Origin of the sequence: Nocardia sp. MDA0666 (genome assembly GCF_003023875.1) — a bacterium.
Classification (GTDB): domain Bacteria; phylum Actinomycetota; class Actinomycetes; order Mycobacteriales; family Mycobacteriaceae; genus Nocardia; species Nocardia aobensis.
On sequence record NZ_PYHT01000009.1, the window covers coordinates 149778 to 166103 of the forward strand.

General features: G+C 70.4%; 15 protein-coding genes. 8 read left to right on the plus strand and 7 right to left on the minus strand.

Going from position 1 to position 16326, the window contains the following annotated elements:
* Positions 1-18: 18 nt before the first annotated feature.
* Positions 19-1596 (minus strand): phytoene desaturase family protein, encoded by a 1578-nt coding sequence (gene crtI, locus C8258_RS15605; protein ID WP_106955793.1) that lies wholly within the window; start codon positions 1594-1596, stop codon positions 19-21.
* The gene (locus tag C8258_RS15610) at positions 1593-2726 is read right to left on the minus strand and encodes a polyprenyl synthetase family protein (RefSeq protein WP_106955843.1); all 1134 of its coding nucleotides are present in this window, start codon (positions 2724-2726) and stop codon (positions 1593-1595) included. The genes crtI and C8258_RS15610 overlap by 4 nt, the downstream gene beginning before the upstream one ends.
* 479 nt (positions 2727-3205) lie before the next feature.
* Between C8258_RS15610 and C8258_RS15615 the strand changes: the two genes are divergently transcribed.
* Both C8258_RS15615 and C8258_RS15620 read left to right on the plus strand, forming a co-directional pair.
* Positions 3206-4198: a methylenetetrahydrofolate reductase gene (locus tag C8258_RS15615; RefSeq protein WP_083870699.1), complete on the plus strand. Its 993-nt coding sequence runs from the start codon at positions 3206-3208 to the stop codon at positions 4196-4198.
* 150 nt (positions 4199-4348) lie between these two features.
* On the plus strand, positions 4349-5056 hold the full coding sequence (locus tag C8258_RS15620) for a hypothetical protein (protein WP_106955794.1): 708 nt from the start codon (positions 4349-4351) through the stop codon (positions 5054-5056).
* Here C8258_RS15620 and C8258_RS15625 read toward each other — a convergent pair.
* The 5 genes from C8258_RS15625 to C8258_RS15645 form a co-directional block, all read right to left on the minus strand.
* Positions 5040-6263, minus strand: coding sequence for a glycosyltransferase family 2 protein (locus C8258_RS15625; RefSeq protein WP_106955795.1), 1224 nt, complete (start codon positions 6261-6263; stop codon positions 5040-5042). The two genes, C8258_RS15620 and C8258_RS15625, sit on opposite strands and share 17 nt — an antisense overlap.
* A 67-nt stretch (positions 6264-6330) precedes the next feature.
* On the minus strand, positions 6331-7038 hold the full coding sequence (locus tag C8258_RS15630) for a DUF3153 domain-containing protein (protein WP_106955796.1): 708 nt from the start codon (positions 7036-7038) through the stop codon (positions 6331-6333).
* Between the two features lie 74 nt (positions 7039-7112).
* A complete protein-coding gene (locus tag C8258_RS15635; RefSeq protein WP_106955797.1) occupies positions 7113-7898 on the minus strand; it encodes a carotenoid biosynthesis protein in 786 nt (261 codons plus the stop codon).
* Positions 7895-9457 (minus strand): NAD(P)/FAD-dependent oxidoreductase, encoded by a 1563-nt coding sequence (locus tag C8258_RS15640; protein WP_106955798.1) that lies wholly within the window; start codon positions 9455-9457, stop codon positions 7895-7897. Before C8258_RS15640 ends, C8258_RS15635 begins: the two co-directional genes overlap by 4 nt.
* Positions 9454-10080, minus strand: coding sequence for an N-acetyltransferase (locus C8258_RS15645; protein ID WP_106955799.1), 627 nt, complete (start codon positions 10078-10080; stop codon positions 9454-9456). The genes C8258_RS15640 and C8258_RS15645 overlap by 4 nt, the downstream gene beginning before the upstream one ends.
* A gap of 240 nt (positions 10081-10320) precedes the next feature.
* Between C8258_RS15645 and C8258_RS15650 the strand changes: the two genes are divergently transcribed.
* From C8258_RS15650 to C8258_RS15675, 6 genes are all read left to right on the plus strand, one after another.
* A complete protein-coding gene (locus C8258_RS15650; RefSeq protein WP_232329463.1) occupies positions 10321-10764 on the plus strand; it encodes an SAV_6107 family HEPN domain-containing protein in 444 nt (147 codons plus the stop codon).
* A 124-nt stretch (positions 10765-10888) separates the two neighbouring features.
* Positions 10889-11317, plus strand: coding sequence for a DUF3040 domain-containing protein (locus tag C8258_RS15655; RefSeq protein WP_106955800.1), 429 nt, complete (start codon positions 10889-10891; stop codon positions 11315-11317).
* A 484-nt stretch (positions 11318-11801) separates the two neighbouring features.
* Positions 11802-12233 (plus strand): division/cell wall cluster transcriptional repressor MraZ, encoded by a 432-nt coding sequence (mraZ, locus tag C8258_RS15660; protein WP_030514722.1) that lies wholly within the window; start codon positions 11802-11804, stop codon positions 12231-12233.
* A gap of 164 nt (positions 12234-12397) precedes the next feature.
* Positions 12398-13369: a 16S rRNA (cytosine(1402)-N(4))-methyltransferase RsmH gene (gene rsmH, locus C8258_RS15665; RefSeq protein ID WP_039777399.1), complete on the plus strand. Its 972-nt coding sequence runs from the start codon at positions 12398-12400 to the stop codon at positions 13367-13369.
* Positions 13370-13453: 84 nt separating this feature from the next.
* Positions 13454-14368 (plus strand): hypothetical protein, encoded by a 915-nt coding sequence (locus C8258_RS33215; protein WP_233225111.1) that lies wholly within the window; start codon positions 13454-13456, stop codon positions 14366-14368.
* Positions 14369-14424: 56 nt separating this feature from the next.
* Complete coding sequence (locus tag C8258_RS15675) at positions 14425-16287, plus strand: penicillin-binding protein 2 (RefSeq protein ID WP_158271262.1); 1863 nt, start codon at positions 14425-14427, stop codon at positions 16285-16287.
* Positions 16288-16326 lie beyond the last annotated feature (39 nt).

The window sequence follows — 16326 nt, forward strand, 5'->3', positions numbered from 1 at the left end:
GTCAGTTCGCGGGCCAGTTTAACGGTTTGCCGGCAACCCTGGCGCGCCGGTCGGCGCCGTGGCGTCCTCGGCGTGCCGGAAGGTGCCGGTAATGCGTTCGGCGGCCAGTTTTCCCGACAGCAGCGCGGTCGGCACGCCGACCCCCGGTGTGGTGCCGCATCCGGCCAGCACCACGTTGGCCGGGGTGCGGGCGAGGTTGCGGGTGCGGAACGGTCCGGTCTGGCGGAACAGGTGCGCCGCCGAGAACGGCGTTCCGGCGATCATGCCCTGCTCGTACCACGTCTGCGGCGTGTCGAGGTGATCGACGGTGAAATGCTCGACGATACCCCGGTAGCCGCGCTGTTCCAGCACGGCGAGTAGTTCTCCCAGGTACGCCGATCCCAGACGCGGCCAATCCAGCGGCGCGGCATCGAGATTCGGGCACGGTGCCAGCACGGACAGCGGTTCGTAGCGGCCGGTGGGCCGTTCGACGAACTGACCGGCGTCGCTGAGCGCGGGCCGGGTGATCAGCAGCGACGGATCGCTCATCAGCCGCCCGCGGCCGCGCCGGGCGGCGATTTCGGCGAAGGTCTCGTTCCAGGACCGGCCGAAATCGATGGTGTGGTGGGCCTGTAGGGGCCACCGCGCGGCCACCTCGGCCGGGATGGTGCCGTGGGCAACCACGGCGGAAGGGGCCGCACGTAGCGGGCGGCGCCGGCGAATGCCGAAGCGGCTCAGCGAGCCGAGGTCGGCGGTCAGGACCACCGCGTCGCAGTCGAAGCCGCGCCCGTCCGTCGTGCGGACCCGCCGGGCGCGTCCGGCGTGATACTCGATACCGCTGACCTCGCAGTTCAGTTCCAGCTGCCCGCCGGCGCCGGTGAACGCGGCCGCCAGTGTCGCGGTGATCGCCCGCATGCCGCCGATCGGGAAATAGACGCCCAGCGAGGTGTCCATATGCGGAATGGCGCCGTAGACGGCCAATGCCTGCGCGGGTGCGGTCCCGGCGTAGAGGGCCTGAAAGGTGAACAGCCGCGCCAACTTCGGATCGCCCAGGATGCGCTGGACGCGCGGGCCGAGCCGGCCGAAGGCGCCGAGGCGCACCAGTTCCCACAGGGCCGCGCGCTTCTCGGGGATGCGGACCATGTCGAGCGGGGAATCGAAATTGGTGTCCATGAACTGGTCGTAGGCGCCGGCGTAGATCCGGGCCAGCCAGTCCCGCAGGTCCAGATAGCGTTGCGCGTGCGTGGCACCGCACGCGCGCCGCACCTCGGCGGCCATCCGCTCCGGATCCGCGTACACGCCGATCACACTGTCGTCGGCGAAGCGCGCCTGATAGGCGGGATCGAGGCGGTGGATCCGCAGTCCGTGGGCCGCGGCATCGGTGCCGACCGCGGCCAGCGCCTCGTCGATCAGCCCGGGCAGGGTGAGAACCGTTGCCCCGGAGTCGATCTCGTAATCCGGACCGCGGTACACGCCGACCCGCCCACCCGGATGATCGGCGCGTTCGAGCAGGGTGACCCGGCGTCCCGCTCCGGTCAGATAGAGCGCCGCGGCCAGCCCGGACAGTCCGGCGCCCACGACGACGATCCGATCACACTGTCCGGCAACGGTTTTCATGCCACCCGCCTGGTCGCGGCCAGCGCCATCGCGCGCAGCCGATCGCCGGCCTCGGGCGTGACCGAACTGGCCGCCAGCGCGCCGAGGCCGCGGTCGGTGAGTTCGGTGATGCGGCGCTCCACATCGTCGACGGCGCCGAGTCCGGTGATGAGGTTGCGCAACTCGGTGACCTGTTCGGGGGCGAGGTCGGTGCCCAGCGCGGAGCGAAGCAGCCGCGCGGCCGCGGGATCGGTGGCGTCGGCGCGGCGCAGCGCCTCGGCGACCAGGACCGTGCGCTTGCCCTCGCGCAGATCGTCACCGGACGGTTTACCGGTGACGGCCGGGTCGCCGAAGACGCCGAGCAGGTCGTCGCGCAGCTGGAAGGCGATGCCGATATCGGTGCCGAACTCGCGGTAGGCGGCGATCAGTTCCGGATCGGCCCCGGCCAGTGCCGCGCCCAGGTGCAGCGGCCGCTCCACGGTGTAGGCGGCGGTCTTGTACCGGTTGATCCGCAGCGCGGCGGACACCGAATCGTCGGCGCCGGCCTCACCGTGCACGTCGAGCAGCTGACCGCCCATCACCTCGGTGCGCATCGCCGCCCAGACCGGGGCGAACCGGGCCCGGGCCGCGGCATCCAGCCCGGCCGCGGCGACCATGTCGTCGGCCCACGTCAGCGCCAGATCGCCGATCAGGATCGCGACGCTCACGCCGAAATGCGCCGAATCGCCACCCCAGGCGCGGTCGCGGTGGCGATGTTCGAAGTCCACGTGCACGGTCGGGAAGCCGCGCCGGGTGCGGGAGGAGTCGATGATGTCGTCGTGGATCAGCGCGCACGCCTGCACCAGTTCCAGCGCCGCGCATGCGGTCAGGACCGATTCGGCCTGGTCACCGGTCGGGTCGCCGCCCGCCCCGAGCCATCCGGTCCAGGCGAACGACGGCCGGGTCCGCTTGCCGCCGCGCAGCACGAAATCCTCGAGGGCGGCCGTGGCGGAGATGACGACCGGCCCCAGTTCGGCGACCAGTTCGCGGCGGCCGGCGAAGAATCCGGTCAGCGCCTGTTCGACCGCGCGCACCAGCGCCGCGGAGTCGTTCGGCGCCGGACGTGCCGGACGTGCCGGGCTGGCCGGACCAACGGACAACGCAACCTCCAGATAGTTCGTCGTATCGGCGAGCCGATACCGGGCACGCCGGGGCGTTTCCGGCGTGCCGAGAATGTGGCCGGCGAGACCCTGCTTCTGCACCGGCGACGGCTGCGGCGGTCCCGCCGATTCCCTCCGGCAGGCCATCGCGAACGGGTTCGCGTCGCGGCGCCTGCCGGACCACCGTGAACCTTACTGCGTCGGTTCCACCGCCCGACAGCGCCGTAGCCGGCACGTGACCGGCACCGCACCGCACCGGACCGGGGAGATCGAGGCCGGTCGGCCGGTCCGTGCGCGACCGTCACGTGGCGCTCGGGGGCGGCCGGTCGACAGATCGCAAGCGGGTGGGGACGCCGTCGCGGAGTCGGCTGGGCGGACGGTGGGCCGCGCGGGCGATGCACAGGCCCGGCCCGAGGCGCACCAGCGGCTGGACCGGCACGGATCCGGACCGGGCGGCCCGTCGAGCGAGGGTGTCCTACTACACTGGACCGGTGAGTTTCGACAACGTACGGGGACGATCGACCCCAGGCCGACCTTCCCGGACGCCGTCCGGAACTCCCTCCGTGGTGGGGCAGCTGGGCCGCCGCCCCGACGGCACCATTCCGTTCTCGGTGGAATTCAACCCGCCCCGCGACGCCGCCGCCGAGGCACGGCTGTGGCGCGCCGCCCGTGAATTCGAGCGGATGCATCCGGCGTTCGTGTCGATGACCTACGGTGCGGGCGGATCCACCCGCGATCGCACCGCGCGCATCACCGGGCAGCTGGCCCGCGAAACCACACTGCTCACCGTCGCGCATCTGACCGCGGTCGGGCACAGCGTCGCCGAACTGCGATCCATCGTCGGCAGCTACGCCGACGCCGGCATTCGCAACATGCTCGTACTGCGTGGCGACCCGCCGGGCGATCCGCTGGGGGAGTGGCGCAAACATCCCGACGGTGTCGAATACGCCGAGGAACTGGTGCGCATGGTGTGCGAACTCGGCGACTTCCACGTGGGCGTGGCGTCGTTTCCGCAGGGCCACTACCGATCTCCCGACCTGGACCACGACACGCGCTATCTGACCGCGAAACTGCGTGCGGGAGCGGAATATTCGATCACGCAGATGTTCTTCGACGTGGAACACTATCTGCGCCTGCGCGATCGGGTCGCGGCCTACGACGCCGAACAGGGCGCCAAGCCCATCATTCCCGAGTTGATGCCGATCACCTCCCTGCGCACGGTGCAGCGCGCCGAGGAACTGTCGGGCCGGCCGCTGCCCGCGCGGGTCATGCAGCGGCTCGAGCAGGCGGCCGGTAACGACCCGGAGGCCAATCGCAACGCGGTGCGCGCGGTGGGCATCGAGATCGCCACGGAGATCGGGCAGCGACTGATCGACGAGGGCGCGCCCTGCCTGCATTTCATCACCCTGAACTTCGCCAAGGCGACCACCGAGGTGCTCACCAACCTCGGCTATACGGTGACTCCGGCGGCCGTCAGCGCCTGATCGGCGTTTCGCGGGCGTGTTGCCACGCATTCGCCTCCACCGGCGGTACCCTCTCGTGCACCGTGACGACGCGGAGGTCCCCGAGTCATGCTGTGCGGCCCGGCGGACCGACCCTGGTGCGGATGTTCCGCCGAACTCAGGAGAACCCCGATGGCCGTGGTGACCAGTCTCGTCCGTCTTTCCGCAGCGCTCACCGTGACCGGTGCGCTGACCTTCGCCGGCGCCGCCGCCGCGACCGCCGCCCCGCCCGACCCCGCCGCCACCATCGCCGCCCTGGGCCAGAACCCGGCGGCGGCGACGGATTTGCTGAGCGCGTATCAGTCGGCGGTCGACTCGCTGAAACAGCTGGGTATCCAGCCGTTCCTGTATCCGTCCGGGTCGGCGTTCTGCCAGGACGGCAGCACCCTCGGGCTCGTTCCGGCGCTGGCCGGTGCGGTGCCCGGGCCGTGGCCCAAACTGGCGGTGCCGGTACCCGGTCTGGACCTGTCCGCGGTGAAGGCGGGCCAGACGATGTTCGCCTTCGTCCCCTACGGCATGGGTCCCGACGGCGCCGACACCACCGGGATGCAGGTGGCCTGGTTGAACGTGTCCAATGGCCGCGGCGGATTCGCCGCCATGGGCCCGCTGTCCCAGGTCATCGGCTCGATGGTGCCGCCGAATCTGCCGCCCGAGGTGCGCCCGGCGTTCGAACAGGCGATCCGCAACTTCTTCCTGGCGTCGCTGCCGGTCGGCGGGGTGCGCGCGGTGCCGGTGGACACCGGCTCCGGAACGGTGCTGGCGGCGGTGTTCGGCACGGTCCGCAACGGCGCCAACACCTGCATGTTCCTGCCGACGGTCGGCGTTACCTCGGTGCCCTGAGTTCGGCGCGCCCGGGCCGGGAGCGGCCCGGGCCGTCCGGTACCGGGCGCCCCTTCCAGCTCAGTGCGCCGCGCCGGTGCAGCAGCCACGACCGGCCCGACAGCCGCAGATACGCGCCGATCGACACCGGATGTGCCAGCGCCGCACCGATATCGGCGCCGCGCGGGCCCGTCCCGGATTCCAGTGAGCGGGCCAGCAGCCGGCTCGCGACACCCAATCCGTAGCCGGTGACACCTGTCCGCCGGATCCGGCCGCGGCCGAACAGCGCCGCGAGTGCGGGGAGCACGTACGCGACCGCGGCGACGGTATCCACCGCTACCGCACCGGCCGGGCCGCCGTAGGCCGACCACAGCCAGCGGGTGTAGCCGCCGTCGACTTCGGCTGCGCCCCGGTACATTCGAGTGCTCGCCAGCGTCCCCGCCGCCGCCAGCACGGTGCGGTGTCCGGCGCGGCGCAGCGCCCGCGCCAGCGCCAGATCCTCGGTGATCGAACCGGCCACCGCCGCATGCCCGCCCACCGCGCGATAGACCGCGGCGTCGAAGACGAGGAACTGCCCGCACGCCACCGCGGTCGAGGGCCGCAGGCTGCGATCGGCCAGCCGCACCGGCAGCGTCGTGGCCCACGACCAGCACAGCAGCGGCTGCACCAGCGCCTCCGCGAGCGATCCGGCCCGCTGATACGGCCACGGCGACACCGAACCCGCACCGCTGCGGCGCAATTCGCTCACCGCCGCGGCGACGGCCTGCGGGCGCAGCCGCACGTCGGCGTCGAGGAAGATCAGGGCACCGGGCGGCGGGTCGGCGGTGACGCCCGCGAGTTCGGCCAGGCGCGCGCAGGCGGCGGTCTTGCCGGTCCATCCGGGTTCGGGGTCGGTGTCGGCCGCGACCACGGTGAAGCGGTCGTCGTCACCGATCGCCTCGACGGCGGCCGGGAAGGTGCCGTCGGTGGATCCGTCGTCGAGGATCCAGATCCGCATACGCGAAACACCTTGCTGGGCACGCAGATCCGCGATCAACCGCGGGAGGCGGGTGGCTTCGTCGCGGGCCGGGATCGCGATGATCACCGGTTCGATCACCGGTGTGGCGCCGGCCCGCAGCCGCCGCATCGCGATCAGGTTCACCGACGCCACCGCACATCCCGTACCGGCCACGATCGCGCCCGCCGTGACGATCGTCTCGACTACCGACCGCGCGCCGCGCGGCGTCATATTGCCTCTCCCGGCGGCTGCGCCGAGGCGGCGGGGACGGTGCTCGCGGCGCCCATCGTGGTCCGGCTCAGGCGTCCTGTTTCACCCGCGGACGCCACGGCGGCGTGGGGTTGCGATTCAGATACGCCAGCACCGCGACCATGGCGGCCACCGCGAGGGTGATGCCGCCGACGATTCCGGCCCAGCCGGCGAATGAACGGGTGTTCGGATCGGCGTAGCTGACCTCGGCCTTCACGGTGCTCACATCGCCGGCCGGAAGCTTCCACGAGACCGTCGAATCGCCCTGGCGGGTGCCGTTGGTGGTTCCCACCCGGGCCGGGAACGCGACGGTGAACTGCACGTCGGAACCTTGCGGCGGAACGGATTTCAGGTCGACCCGGCCGGTGAGCGTCACCTTGTCGCCGGTGCGGATGAACTGCAGGTTGAACATGCCCTGCGTCTGATCCGACAGCGCGCCCAGCTGCTGCACCTCGCCGAAGGTCAGGTCGTCGAAGTAGACCTGACTGCCGACGTAGCCGTCCTGGCTGTAGGGCTCCACCCGGATCTTCGCGGCCAGCGTCTCCGGCGCCTTCAGCTCGGGGCCCTTGTCCTTGTCGTTGGCCGGGATCACCGCGGCCACCAGGTGCCCGGACACGCGGTCGTTCGAGGACACGCCCATCGACACCTGGACCCGCAGGCAGCCGGTCAGCAACGGTGCCAGCAGCAGCGCCAGCAAGGCTACGGACCAGAGGCGACGACGCCGGGTTCGCCGCGGCGTGTGGGTCGACTCTGGCATCGATGGTGTCGGACTCGGCTGCACGGCACACATCGTGCCATGAGCCGCTGTGATCGTCGGCACGCGACGGGCGTTTACGGCGGCGCGGGCAGCCGGTCGCGGTGTCGAGCCTCCCGCAGGACCCACACCGCCGTGGGTACGGCCACCACTCCGAGGCCGATCAGGCCGTACCCCGCGGATGCGGGCAGATCCAGGAACACCGCATGGGCCAGCGCCGATCCGAACCAGGTCCACAGCAGCACCGCGATCGGTACCGCGGGTCCGGCGCCACGCGGGGCGCAGCGGCGTTCGAGTGCCGCGAGCAGGGTCGCCATCAGGGCGCCGACCGCGAACCAGCCCAGGTAGTTCGTATACGGGATATCGCCGATTCCGGGCAGGCCCGGATGGGCCGAACACCAGGTCCACTGCCCGTCGGCCACCATCTGCGGATCGAGGTAGAGATCCCAGCCCACCGCGCCCACCGCGGTCGCCAGGATGCGGGTGACGGTGCGGCGGCACAGCAGCCCGGTCGCCACCCAGATCGGATAGAGGCCGCCGACCCAGGCCACCGGCACGACCAGTGGCACCTGGGCGAGGTCGGGCCCGATCCGGCCATGCGCGTAGTGATAGCAGTCGAACGGGAAACCGCGTGCGGTACCGATCATTTCGGCGACCGCGCCGACGCCGCCGACGATCACCGCATACCCGGCCGCCCAGCCGATGCCCCGGGCCACCCAGGCGTGCAGCAGCGCGGTGGCCGCCGACAGCGCGACGATCAGGACCGTCACCCGATCACGCGCGGAGCCGTCGGTGAGGGGATAGGCGATCTGCGCCGCGACCCAGGCCACGGCGGTCACCGCCGGCCACTGCCGCGCCGTCATCGCCGCGCGAAACGGCCGCGACGCAGCGAGCGCAGCACCAGACCCGCCGCGGTACGCCCGCTGGCTCCCGACACCCCACCGCCGGGATGGGTGGAGGCCCCGGTCAGAAACAGCCCGGGCGCACCCGGCACCTTCTGTCCGGACAATTCCGGAATGGGCCGCCAGAAGAACATCTGATCCAGCGACATCTCGACATGCATGACGTTGCCGCCGATCAGCCCCAGTTCGCTCTCCAGATCGGCGGGGGTCTGCACGTACCGCTGCCGCACCGAAGCTGCGAAACCCGGTGCGTAGGAATCGACTTCGGCGATGATGCGGTCGGCTTCGCGCTCACCGTGCGCGTGCCAGTCGCTGCCGTCGGCGAGCCGGTGTGGATGCCACTGCGCCCACAGCGACAGCTGATGTTCGCCGGGTGGCGCGATCGTGGGGTCGAGGGCGCTGAAGCTCATCGCCAGCACCACCGGACGCGGCGGCAGTTCCCCGGCCAGCGCGGCGGCGTGGGCCAGGCGCAACTGCCGTCGATCGGACACCAGCAGTTGCAGTCCGCGGGTCGACACCTGTTGTTCGGCGCCCGGATACGCCGGAAGTGCGGTGGTGGCGGCCCGCACCACCATGCCGATACCGGGCCCGACCCGGATGCGGCGCCGCCAGTCGGCGAGGACGGTGTCGTCGAATCCGCCGCGCCGCAACAACTCCAGGGTGGTGAGCACGTGTGTGCCGGAAATCACGGTGCGGGCGAACAGGTCGCGGCCGCCTGCCGTGCGCACCCGCCAGCCGTCGCCGGAGCGGCGCAGCTCGGTCACCTCGTCACCGGCGCAGACGGTTCCGCCGTCGGCGCGCAACCGCGCCACGAGTGCCGTGGTGAGCGCGCCGCTGCCACCGACCGCGCGGCCGGGCGGCAACGTGTGCATCAATGCGGCGAAACCGGCCATCGGCGCGGTGCCGGGTTCCGACATCGGCGGCCCGGACTGCGCGCCGAACCAAGCCAGCGCCGCCTTCAATCGCTCGTCGTCGAACCAGCTGTCCAGCAGGGCGTCTCCGGACTGCAGGAATTCCCGCGACAGCGCGCTGCCGCCGCCCCGGGCGTCCAGGCCCCAGAACGCGCGCAGGAACCGGCCCGGCGTCGGCGCGCCGCCGAACGCCCGCATCACCCGCTGGGCCCGGGGCCCCCAGGTGCGGACGAACCGCCGGTAGGCCTCGGCGTCGCGGGCGCCGCAGGCCCGTTCGATCGAGGCGCAGGTGCGGTCGACATCGCGGTGGAAGACGATCGGCTCGGCGCCGGAACCCGCCGGCGCGGGCGCGAAAGCCCAAGGATCGCAGTCGATGTAGCGCAGCCCGAACTTCTCCAGCTCGAGTTCCTCGATGATGCCGGTGTGGCGGATCATGATGTGCGCCGAGGAACCGCGGTCCACGAGATGCCCAGGGAAGCGCTCGACCGTCGACACCGCGCCACCGAGCACCTCGTCGCGCTCGAGAACCTCCACCGGATGCCCCGCCCGTGCCAGATAGCAGGCCGCGACCAGTGCGTTGTGGCCGGAGCCGAGGATCAGCGTCGTCACTGCTCGGGCGTCCGCAGCGGTAGCCGGCGGCCGAGTACTGCGAAGCGCCGGGTATCGCCGGAGAAGACGAAATGCCGGACCACATCGGTGAATCCCTGCCGGCGATACAGCCGCCAGGCGCGGTTGGCCTCGCGGTCGACCTCCGGTGTGGACAGCAGTACCGCCGCCTCCGTGCGCTGCTCGAGCAGCCGCACCAACAGGGTCTCGCCGATGCCGCGACCCTGGGCGGACGGATGGACGTGCAATTCGGTCAGTTCGAAATAGTCCGACAGCAGAGCGCGCGCGGTCTGCTCCGGCCAGCCCGAGCGGCGCATTCCGGTGTGCACCTGCTGATGCCACCACTGGTGCGGCGCACCGCGATATCCGTAGGCGATCGCGACGATCGGCGCGGTGCGCAGGTCGACCTGGCCGCTGTCGTCGGGGACCACCGCGGCGACGGCCTGCCAGCCCGGCCGGGTGGTGTGCTCGGCCCACATCGGGGCGCGGTGATGTTCGGTGCCGCGTGGATAGTCCATCGCCGCGACGTACACGGCGAGGGCGTCGTTCAACCGGTGGCGCAACATCGCGGCCGAGAGGTCGACGACGACGGGCGCGGGGGTGTGGCGGGGCCTGACGGCGGTCATGTGCGGGGAGCCATATCTTCGGGGCCGTCTCTGTCTGTCGAAGGTGTCTGGGGTCTGGGGCGGACGTCGGATGCGGGGTCGGACGGGGTGCGGGGTCCCCATCCAGGGTGCGCGGCTCTCGTTCGGCGCGAAAGTCTGTCGGTGGTCGTCTCTATATTCACATTCAATTGAAACGTTCGAATACCTGTTCGGTTCGGCGCGGTCGACCGGGCCCGGTATGCGAAATGTGGAGGTGTCGAGATGGCTGGTCGGATGGACGATCCGCGACGTGCCGGCCGGGCGGGCGGTCTGCTCGACCGGGCGGACACGATGGTGCAGCAGGCCTGGGCCGAACCCGACCCGAGCGAGCGGCTGCGCAGCGCGTATCTGGCGGCCCTGCGCGGCGCCGGGGCGGTGCTGGCCGCGACCGGAGCCGACCGGGCGCCGCGGGCTCGCTCCCGCAACGCGTGGGTGCTGATGCAACAGGCCGCTCCGGAATTCGTCATGTGGTCGGACTACTTCAGTTCCTTCTCCGAAACCAGGGCGGCGCTCGAGGCCGGACTGGACCGCGCGATCAGCGATACCCAGGCCGACGAGTTCGCCTCGCGGGTGGAGGCATTCCTGCGCGATGTGGAGGATGCGCTGGCGATTACCGCGGCCCGGTTGCGTCCCGCGCCGGGCTGGCTCACCGACGGCACGGCGTGAACATCGGCGAGTAGGTGGTAGTGCACTGATCGAACTCGTATCATTGGTGGCAGTAGCCGCCAAGGTCGGCTACTTGTCGTCTACCCGGAGGCGACAACCAGGACCTAGTGCCGGGGGAGGTACCGTGCCACTCTCCGAGCACGAGCAGCGCATGCTCGAACAGATCGAGAGCGCGCTCTATGCTGAGGACCCTAAATTCGCCTCGACCGTGCGTGGTGGTCGGCTTCGCTCTGCCACCGGAAGACGCAGACTTCAGGCGGCCGCGCTCTTCGTCCTCGGCCTCGTTCTTCTCATCGCGGGAATCGCCCTGCCCGTCAAGCCTGGCGGATTCCCCATCATCAGCCTGCTCGGCTTCATCGTGATGTTCGGCGCGGGTGTGTTGTTGTTGCTGGGCGGCTCGGGTATGACCAAGAGCGGCCGAGGCGGCGACGACGCCTCCTCCGGCCCCGGTGGTATTCCCGGCCGTGCGGCAAAGAGTAAGCAACGCAAGGCCGGTGGCTTCTCCGCTCGCATGGAAGATCGGTTCAGGCGCCGCTTCGAACAGGACAGCTGAGCCTCCGCTCGCGCCCCGAGGCGGCGGCGAGCGATCGAATGTGGTTGCGCGATGATTGCCGTGCCCGGTACCAAGTAGCCGACAACGGAACAACCTCGAACGACACGCCGTGATGTGCGGCGTGTCGTTTTCTTTTCGCGGAGTGATCCGGATCGCGTTCACGCTGCGCCGGATTCGTCGCCCCCGCATTTCCCCACCTTGCCCCACGCCCGGCCCCCACTCTCACCCACCGCGTGCCGGGGCGGCTCCCAGCTGCGGGTTTGCTGATGGTTGTCGGGCGGCCCGCCCCGCCGGCGGCGCGTGTCGGGGGAACTCGACGAAATCTCCCCACCGCGGTGATAGCTGAGCTGACCTGCTGGATCCCCGAACCGGGGACCGAGATCACCGCGGCTTTCGATTGAAAGTGGGGGAAAGTGGGGTAATGTGGAGCGCGCACTGATAAGAGCCGATCAGACGAGGTGATCGAGCGGGAGGTGTCGAGACTGTGTTTCTCGGTACCTACACGCCTCGGCTGGACGACAAAGGGCGACTGACGTTGCCTGCGAAGTTTCGCGACGAGCTGGCGGGAGGGTTGATGGTCACGAAAGGTCAGGACCACAGCCTTGCCGTCTATCCCAAAGAAGAGTTCACCGCCCTGGCGCGGCGAGCCGCGGCGGCGTCCCGAAGCAACCCGCAGGCAAGGGCTTTCGTTCGTGCCTTGGCGGCGTCCACGGACGAACAACGTCCCGATGGGCAGGGCCGGATCACGTTGTCGGCCGAACATCGCCGCTACGCGAACCTGTCCAAGGACTGCGTGGTGATCGGCTCGGTCGATTTCCTCGAGATCTGGGACAAACAGGCGTGGGATTCCTACCTCGCCGAGCACGAGGAGGACTACTCGCTGGCAGGAGACGAGTCGCTGGGCGGAATTTTCTGATCCGAGACAGGCGAGTGCCCTGCGGCCTCTGCCCGGCACGGACCCTGACGTACTTCCCCAACGCCAGGTGCCGTGTTCGGTCAGAGACCCCGGGGCATTGGCTGTCCACTCGTTAGGCCATCCACCCGTCGCAAGCACCGTGAGCCAGGATCCGGGAGGTCGAGGTGAATCATGACAGCGACCGCCCCCGCCATGTTCCGGTCCTCTTGCGTCGTGCCGACGAAATCCTCGGCCCCGCATTGGAATCCGGCGGTGTCCTGGTCGACGCCACGCTCGGTTTGGGCGGGCATGCCGAACATTTTCTGCGGACCTATCCCGCGATCCACCTGATCGGGCTGGACCGTGATACCGAGGCGCTGCGCCTGGCCGGCGAGCGGCTCGAGCCCTTCGCCGACCGAATCACGCTGGTGCACACCAGATATGACGGCCTGCCCGGCGCGCTGCGGCAGGCCGGGCTGCCGGAACGCGGTTCGGTGCGCGCGGTGCTGATGGACCTCGGTGTGTCCTCGATGCAACTCGACGAGGCCGAGCGGGGATTCGCCTATTCGGTGGACGCTCCGCTGGACATGCGGATGGATCCGACCGCCGACCTCACCGCGGCCGATGTGCTCAACACCTACAGCCACGGCGACCTGGCCCGGATCCTGAAAACCTATGGCGAGGAACGCTTTGCGGGCCGGATCGCGAGCGAGATCCTCCGCCGGCGCGCGCAGCGGCCGTTCACGACCAGTGCGCAACTGGTGGAGCTGCTCTACGACGCGATCCCGGCGGCGACCCGGCGTACCGGCGGGCACCCGGCCAAACGCACCTTCCAGGCTTTGCGGATCGAGGTCAATCGCGAACTCGAGTCGCTGGAGGCCGCGGTGCCGGCGGCTCTGGCCGCGCTGGAGGTCGGCGGGCGGATCGTCGTCATGTCCTACCAGTCGCTGGAGGACAAGGTCGTCAAACAGATCTTCGCGCAGGCCTCGGCCTCGCGCACACCATTGGACCTGCCCGTCGAATTGCCCGGTATGGGACCGGAATTCGCGATTCTGACCAGGGGCGCGGAGAAGGCGAGCGAAACGGAGATCGAGGAGAACCCACGCGCGGCGCCGGTGCGTATGCGGGCCGCGGAGCGAATACAGGCGGCCGGGTGACAGCGATCCGGCTACGGGGGTATTGCCGGTGCGGCAGCACTACGACGGGCAGTCCCAGAGGAAATCGGTAGGGGAGGCAGGAATATGAGCGTGCGGACACGGGTGGACGCACCACAGCGGACGCAGCGGTCCGCGCCGCGGCGAGCGCACAGCGCCGACCGCGTGAAATCCGGTGCGGCCCAACGCGCGTATGCGCGTCGGCGCAATCGGGCGGGCGAGCGCGTACTTCCGCCGCTACCCGGGCGCGCCGGGTCGATGATGGCCGGGCGGCTGCCGTTCGTGGCGGCGATCCTGGCCCTGCTCGGCTGCGGTCTGCTCGCGACCCTGGTGTTGACCACGCATGCCGCCGAGGACAGCTATCAGCTCAGCGACGCCCGCCGCATCAACCGGCAGCTGCTCGACGAGCGCGCGGCCCTGCAGCGCGAGGTCGAGGCCGCCGACTCGGCGCCCGAACTGGCCAACCGCGCGCGCGAACTGGGCATGATCCCGGCCAAGGATCCCGCCCGCCTGCTCGTGGCGCCCGACGGTTCGGTCACGGTGATCGGTAAGGAGACACCGGCCGAGGGTGCGCCGGTGCCGCCGCTCAACACGACTCCCGCCAAACCGGGGGCGCTGCCGCCGAAACTCGCTCAGGCTCAGGGCGAACGGCTGGTCCCGGTGACCACCACGCCGGCTCCCGCTCCCGGTCCGGCCCAGCAGAACCAGGCCCCGACCACCACCGCGCCGCAACCGCCGGCCCAGCCGCCGCAGGTGCCCGCGCCGGTGCAGGCCGCACCGGCAGCGCCGGCCGCACCACCGGCCGGTACGCAACCGGCGGCCCAGGCGGCTCCGGCCGCACCGGCCGCCGAGCCGGAGCCCGCGGCGCAGGCAGCTCCGGTCGCGCCCGCCGGGACGCAACCGGCGGCACAGACAGCTCCGCCCGCACCCGTCGCACCCGCCGCGCAGCCGGCCGGCACCCAGCCGGTGGTCCAGGCGGCACCCGAGGGGGCCGATCGATGACCGGCCGCGGTGGAGGCAGAACCGGCGGGGGTGCCACCGGACGCGGCCGGGCGGGTATGCGATCCACACCCGCCCGGCCGCGTCGCGCTCCCCGGCCGCGGGCGGGCTCGCCCGCGGATGCCTCCACGCGGCTGCGGTTCGGAGTCGGACGGGTCCTGATGCTGGTGGCACTGCTCGTCGTCGCGATGCAATTGCTGTGGCTGCAAACATTTTCCGCGCCCAATCTGTCGGCCGAGGCGGCGAGCCAGCGCACGGTGCATCAGACCGACTGGGCGCAACGCGGCGCCATCCTCGATCGCGACGGCCGCGCGCTCGCGTTCACCGTCGTGACGAAGAAGCTCAGCTTCCGGCCGATCGCCGTGCGCAAGGATCTGGCCGACGCACGGGCGAAGAGCGACAAGGCGCCCGAGGTCGACAAACGGCTGGAAGCGATCGCCAAGACGATTCACGAGAAGCTGGGCAAGGACGCGCCCCCGGAAGCGGAGCTGCTCGCCAAACTGCGCAGCGACGACCAGTTCACCTACCTGGCCTACAACGTCGACTCCCGGGTCGCCGACGAGATCACCGAGAAGTTCCCCGAGGTGGGGACCGAACGTCAGGACACACCGGTCTATCCGGGCGGCGCGCTGGCGGCCAATGTGGTGGGCGCGACCGGCTGGGACGGGCACGGCCAGGTGGGACTCGAGGCGTCGATGGACGCGACGCTGGCCGGCACCGACGGTTCGCACACCTACGATCGCGGCTCCGACGGGGCGGTCATCCCCGGCAGCGAGCGCGACAAGGTGCCCGCGGTCAACGGCTCCAATGTCGAACTGACCCTCGATTCCGACCTGCAGTACTACGTGCAGCAGCAGGTGCAGGAGGCCAAGGACAAATCCGGCGCCCAGGACGCCTCGGCGGTGGTGCTGGACGCCCACACCGGCCAGGTGCTGGCCATGGCCAACGACAACACCTTCAATCCGGCGCAGGATCCGAAGTTCTGGGCCTCGGCCGATATCGGCAATCCGTCGGTGACCAATGCCTACGAGCCCGGTTCGGTGAACAAGATCATCACCGCGGCGGCTTCCATCGAATACGGCCTGACCAACCCGGACGAGGTTCATCAGGTCCCGGGGGAGATCCACATGGGCGGGGTCGTCGTCCACGACGCGTGGTCGCACGGCGTCATGCCCTACACCACCACCGGCATCTTCGGTAAGTCGTCGAACGTGGGCACGCTGATGCTCGCCCAGCGGGTAGGCGAGGATCGCTTCGCGGATATGGTCAAGCGTTTCGGGCTGGGACAGCGCACCGGTGTCGGGCTGCCGGGTGAAAGTGGTGGCATCGTGCCGCCGCGCGACCAGTGGTCCGGTTCGACATTCGCGAATCTGCCCATCGGGCAGGGTCTTTCGATGACCCTACTGCAGATGACCGGGATGTACCAGGCCATCGCCAACGATGGGGTGCGGATCCCGCCGCGCATCGTCAAGGATGTGATCGGTCCCGACGGGCACCGCAGCAGCGAACCGCAGCCGGACGGCGTGCGGGTGGTGAGCCCGCAGACCGCGAGTACGCTGCGGCAGATGTTCCAGGCCGTGGTGCAGCGCGATCCGATGGGATACCAGCAGGGCACGGGCGCTCCCGCGGCGGTCGAGGGCTATCAGATCGCCGGGAAGACCGGAACCGCGCAGCAGATCGACGACAAATGCCAGTGCTATTCCGCCGACCGTTATTGGATCACCTTCGCCGGAATCGCCCCGGCCGACAATCCGCGCTACGTCATCGGCATCATGTTGAACGCACCCGTGCGCAGCACAGACGGCAGCGGTGGGCAGTCGGCGGCGCCGCTGTTCCACAGCATCGCCTCCTGGGCGCTGCAGCGCGATCGCGTTCCGCCGTCGACCGTGCCGCCGAAACAGCTTGTGCTCCAGGCGATGTAGTGGTGTGTGCGGCTGAATGTCCGGTTTCGGGAGCGTGGG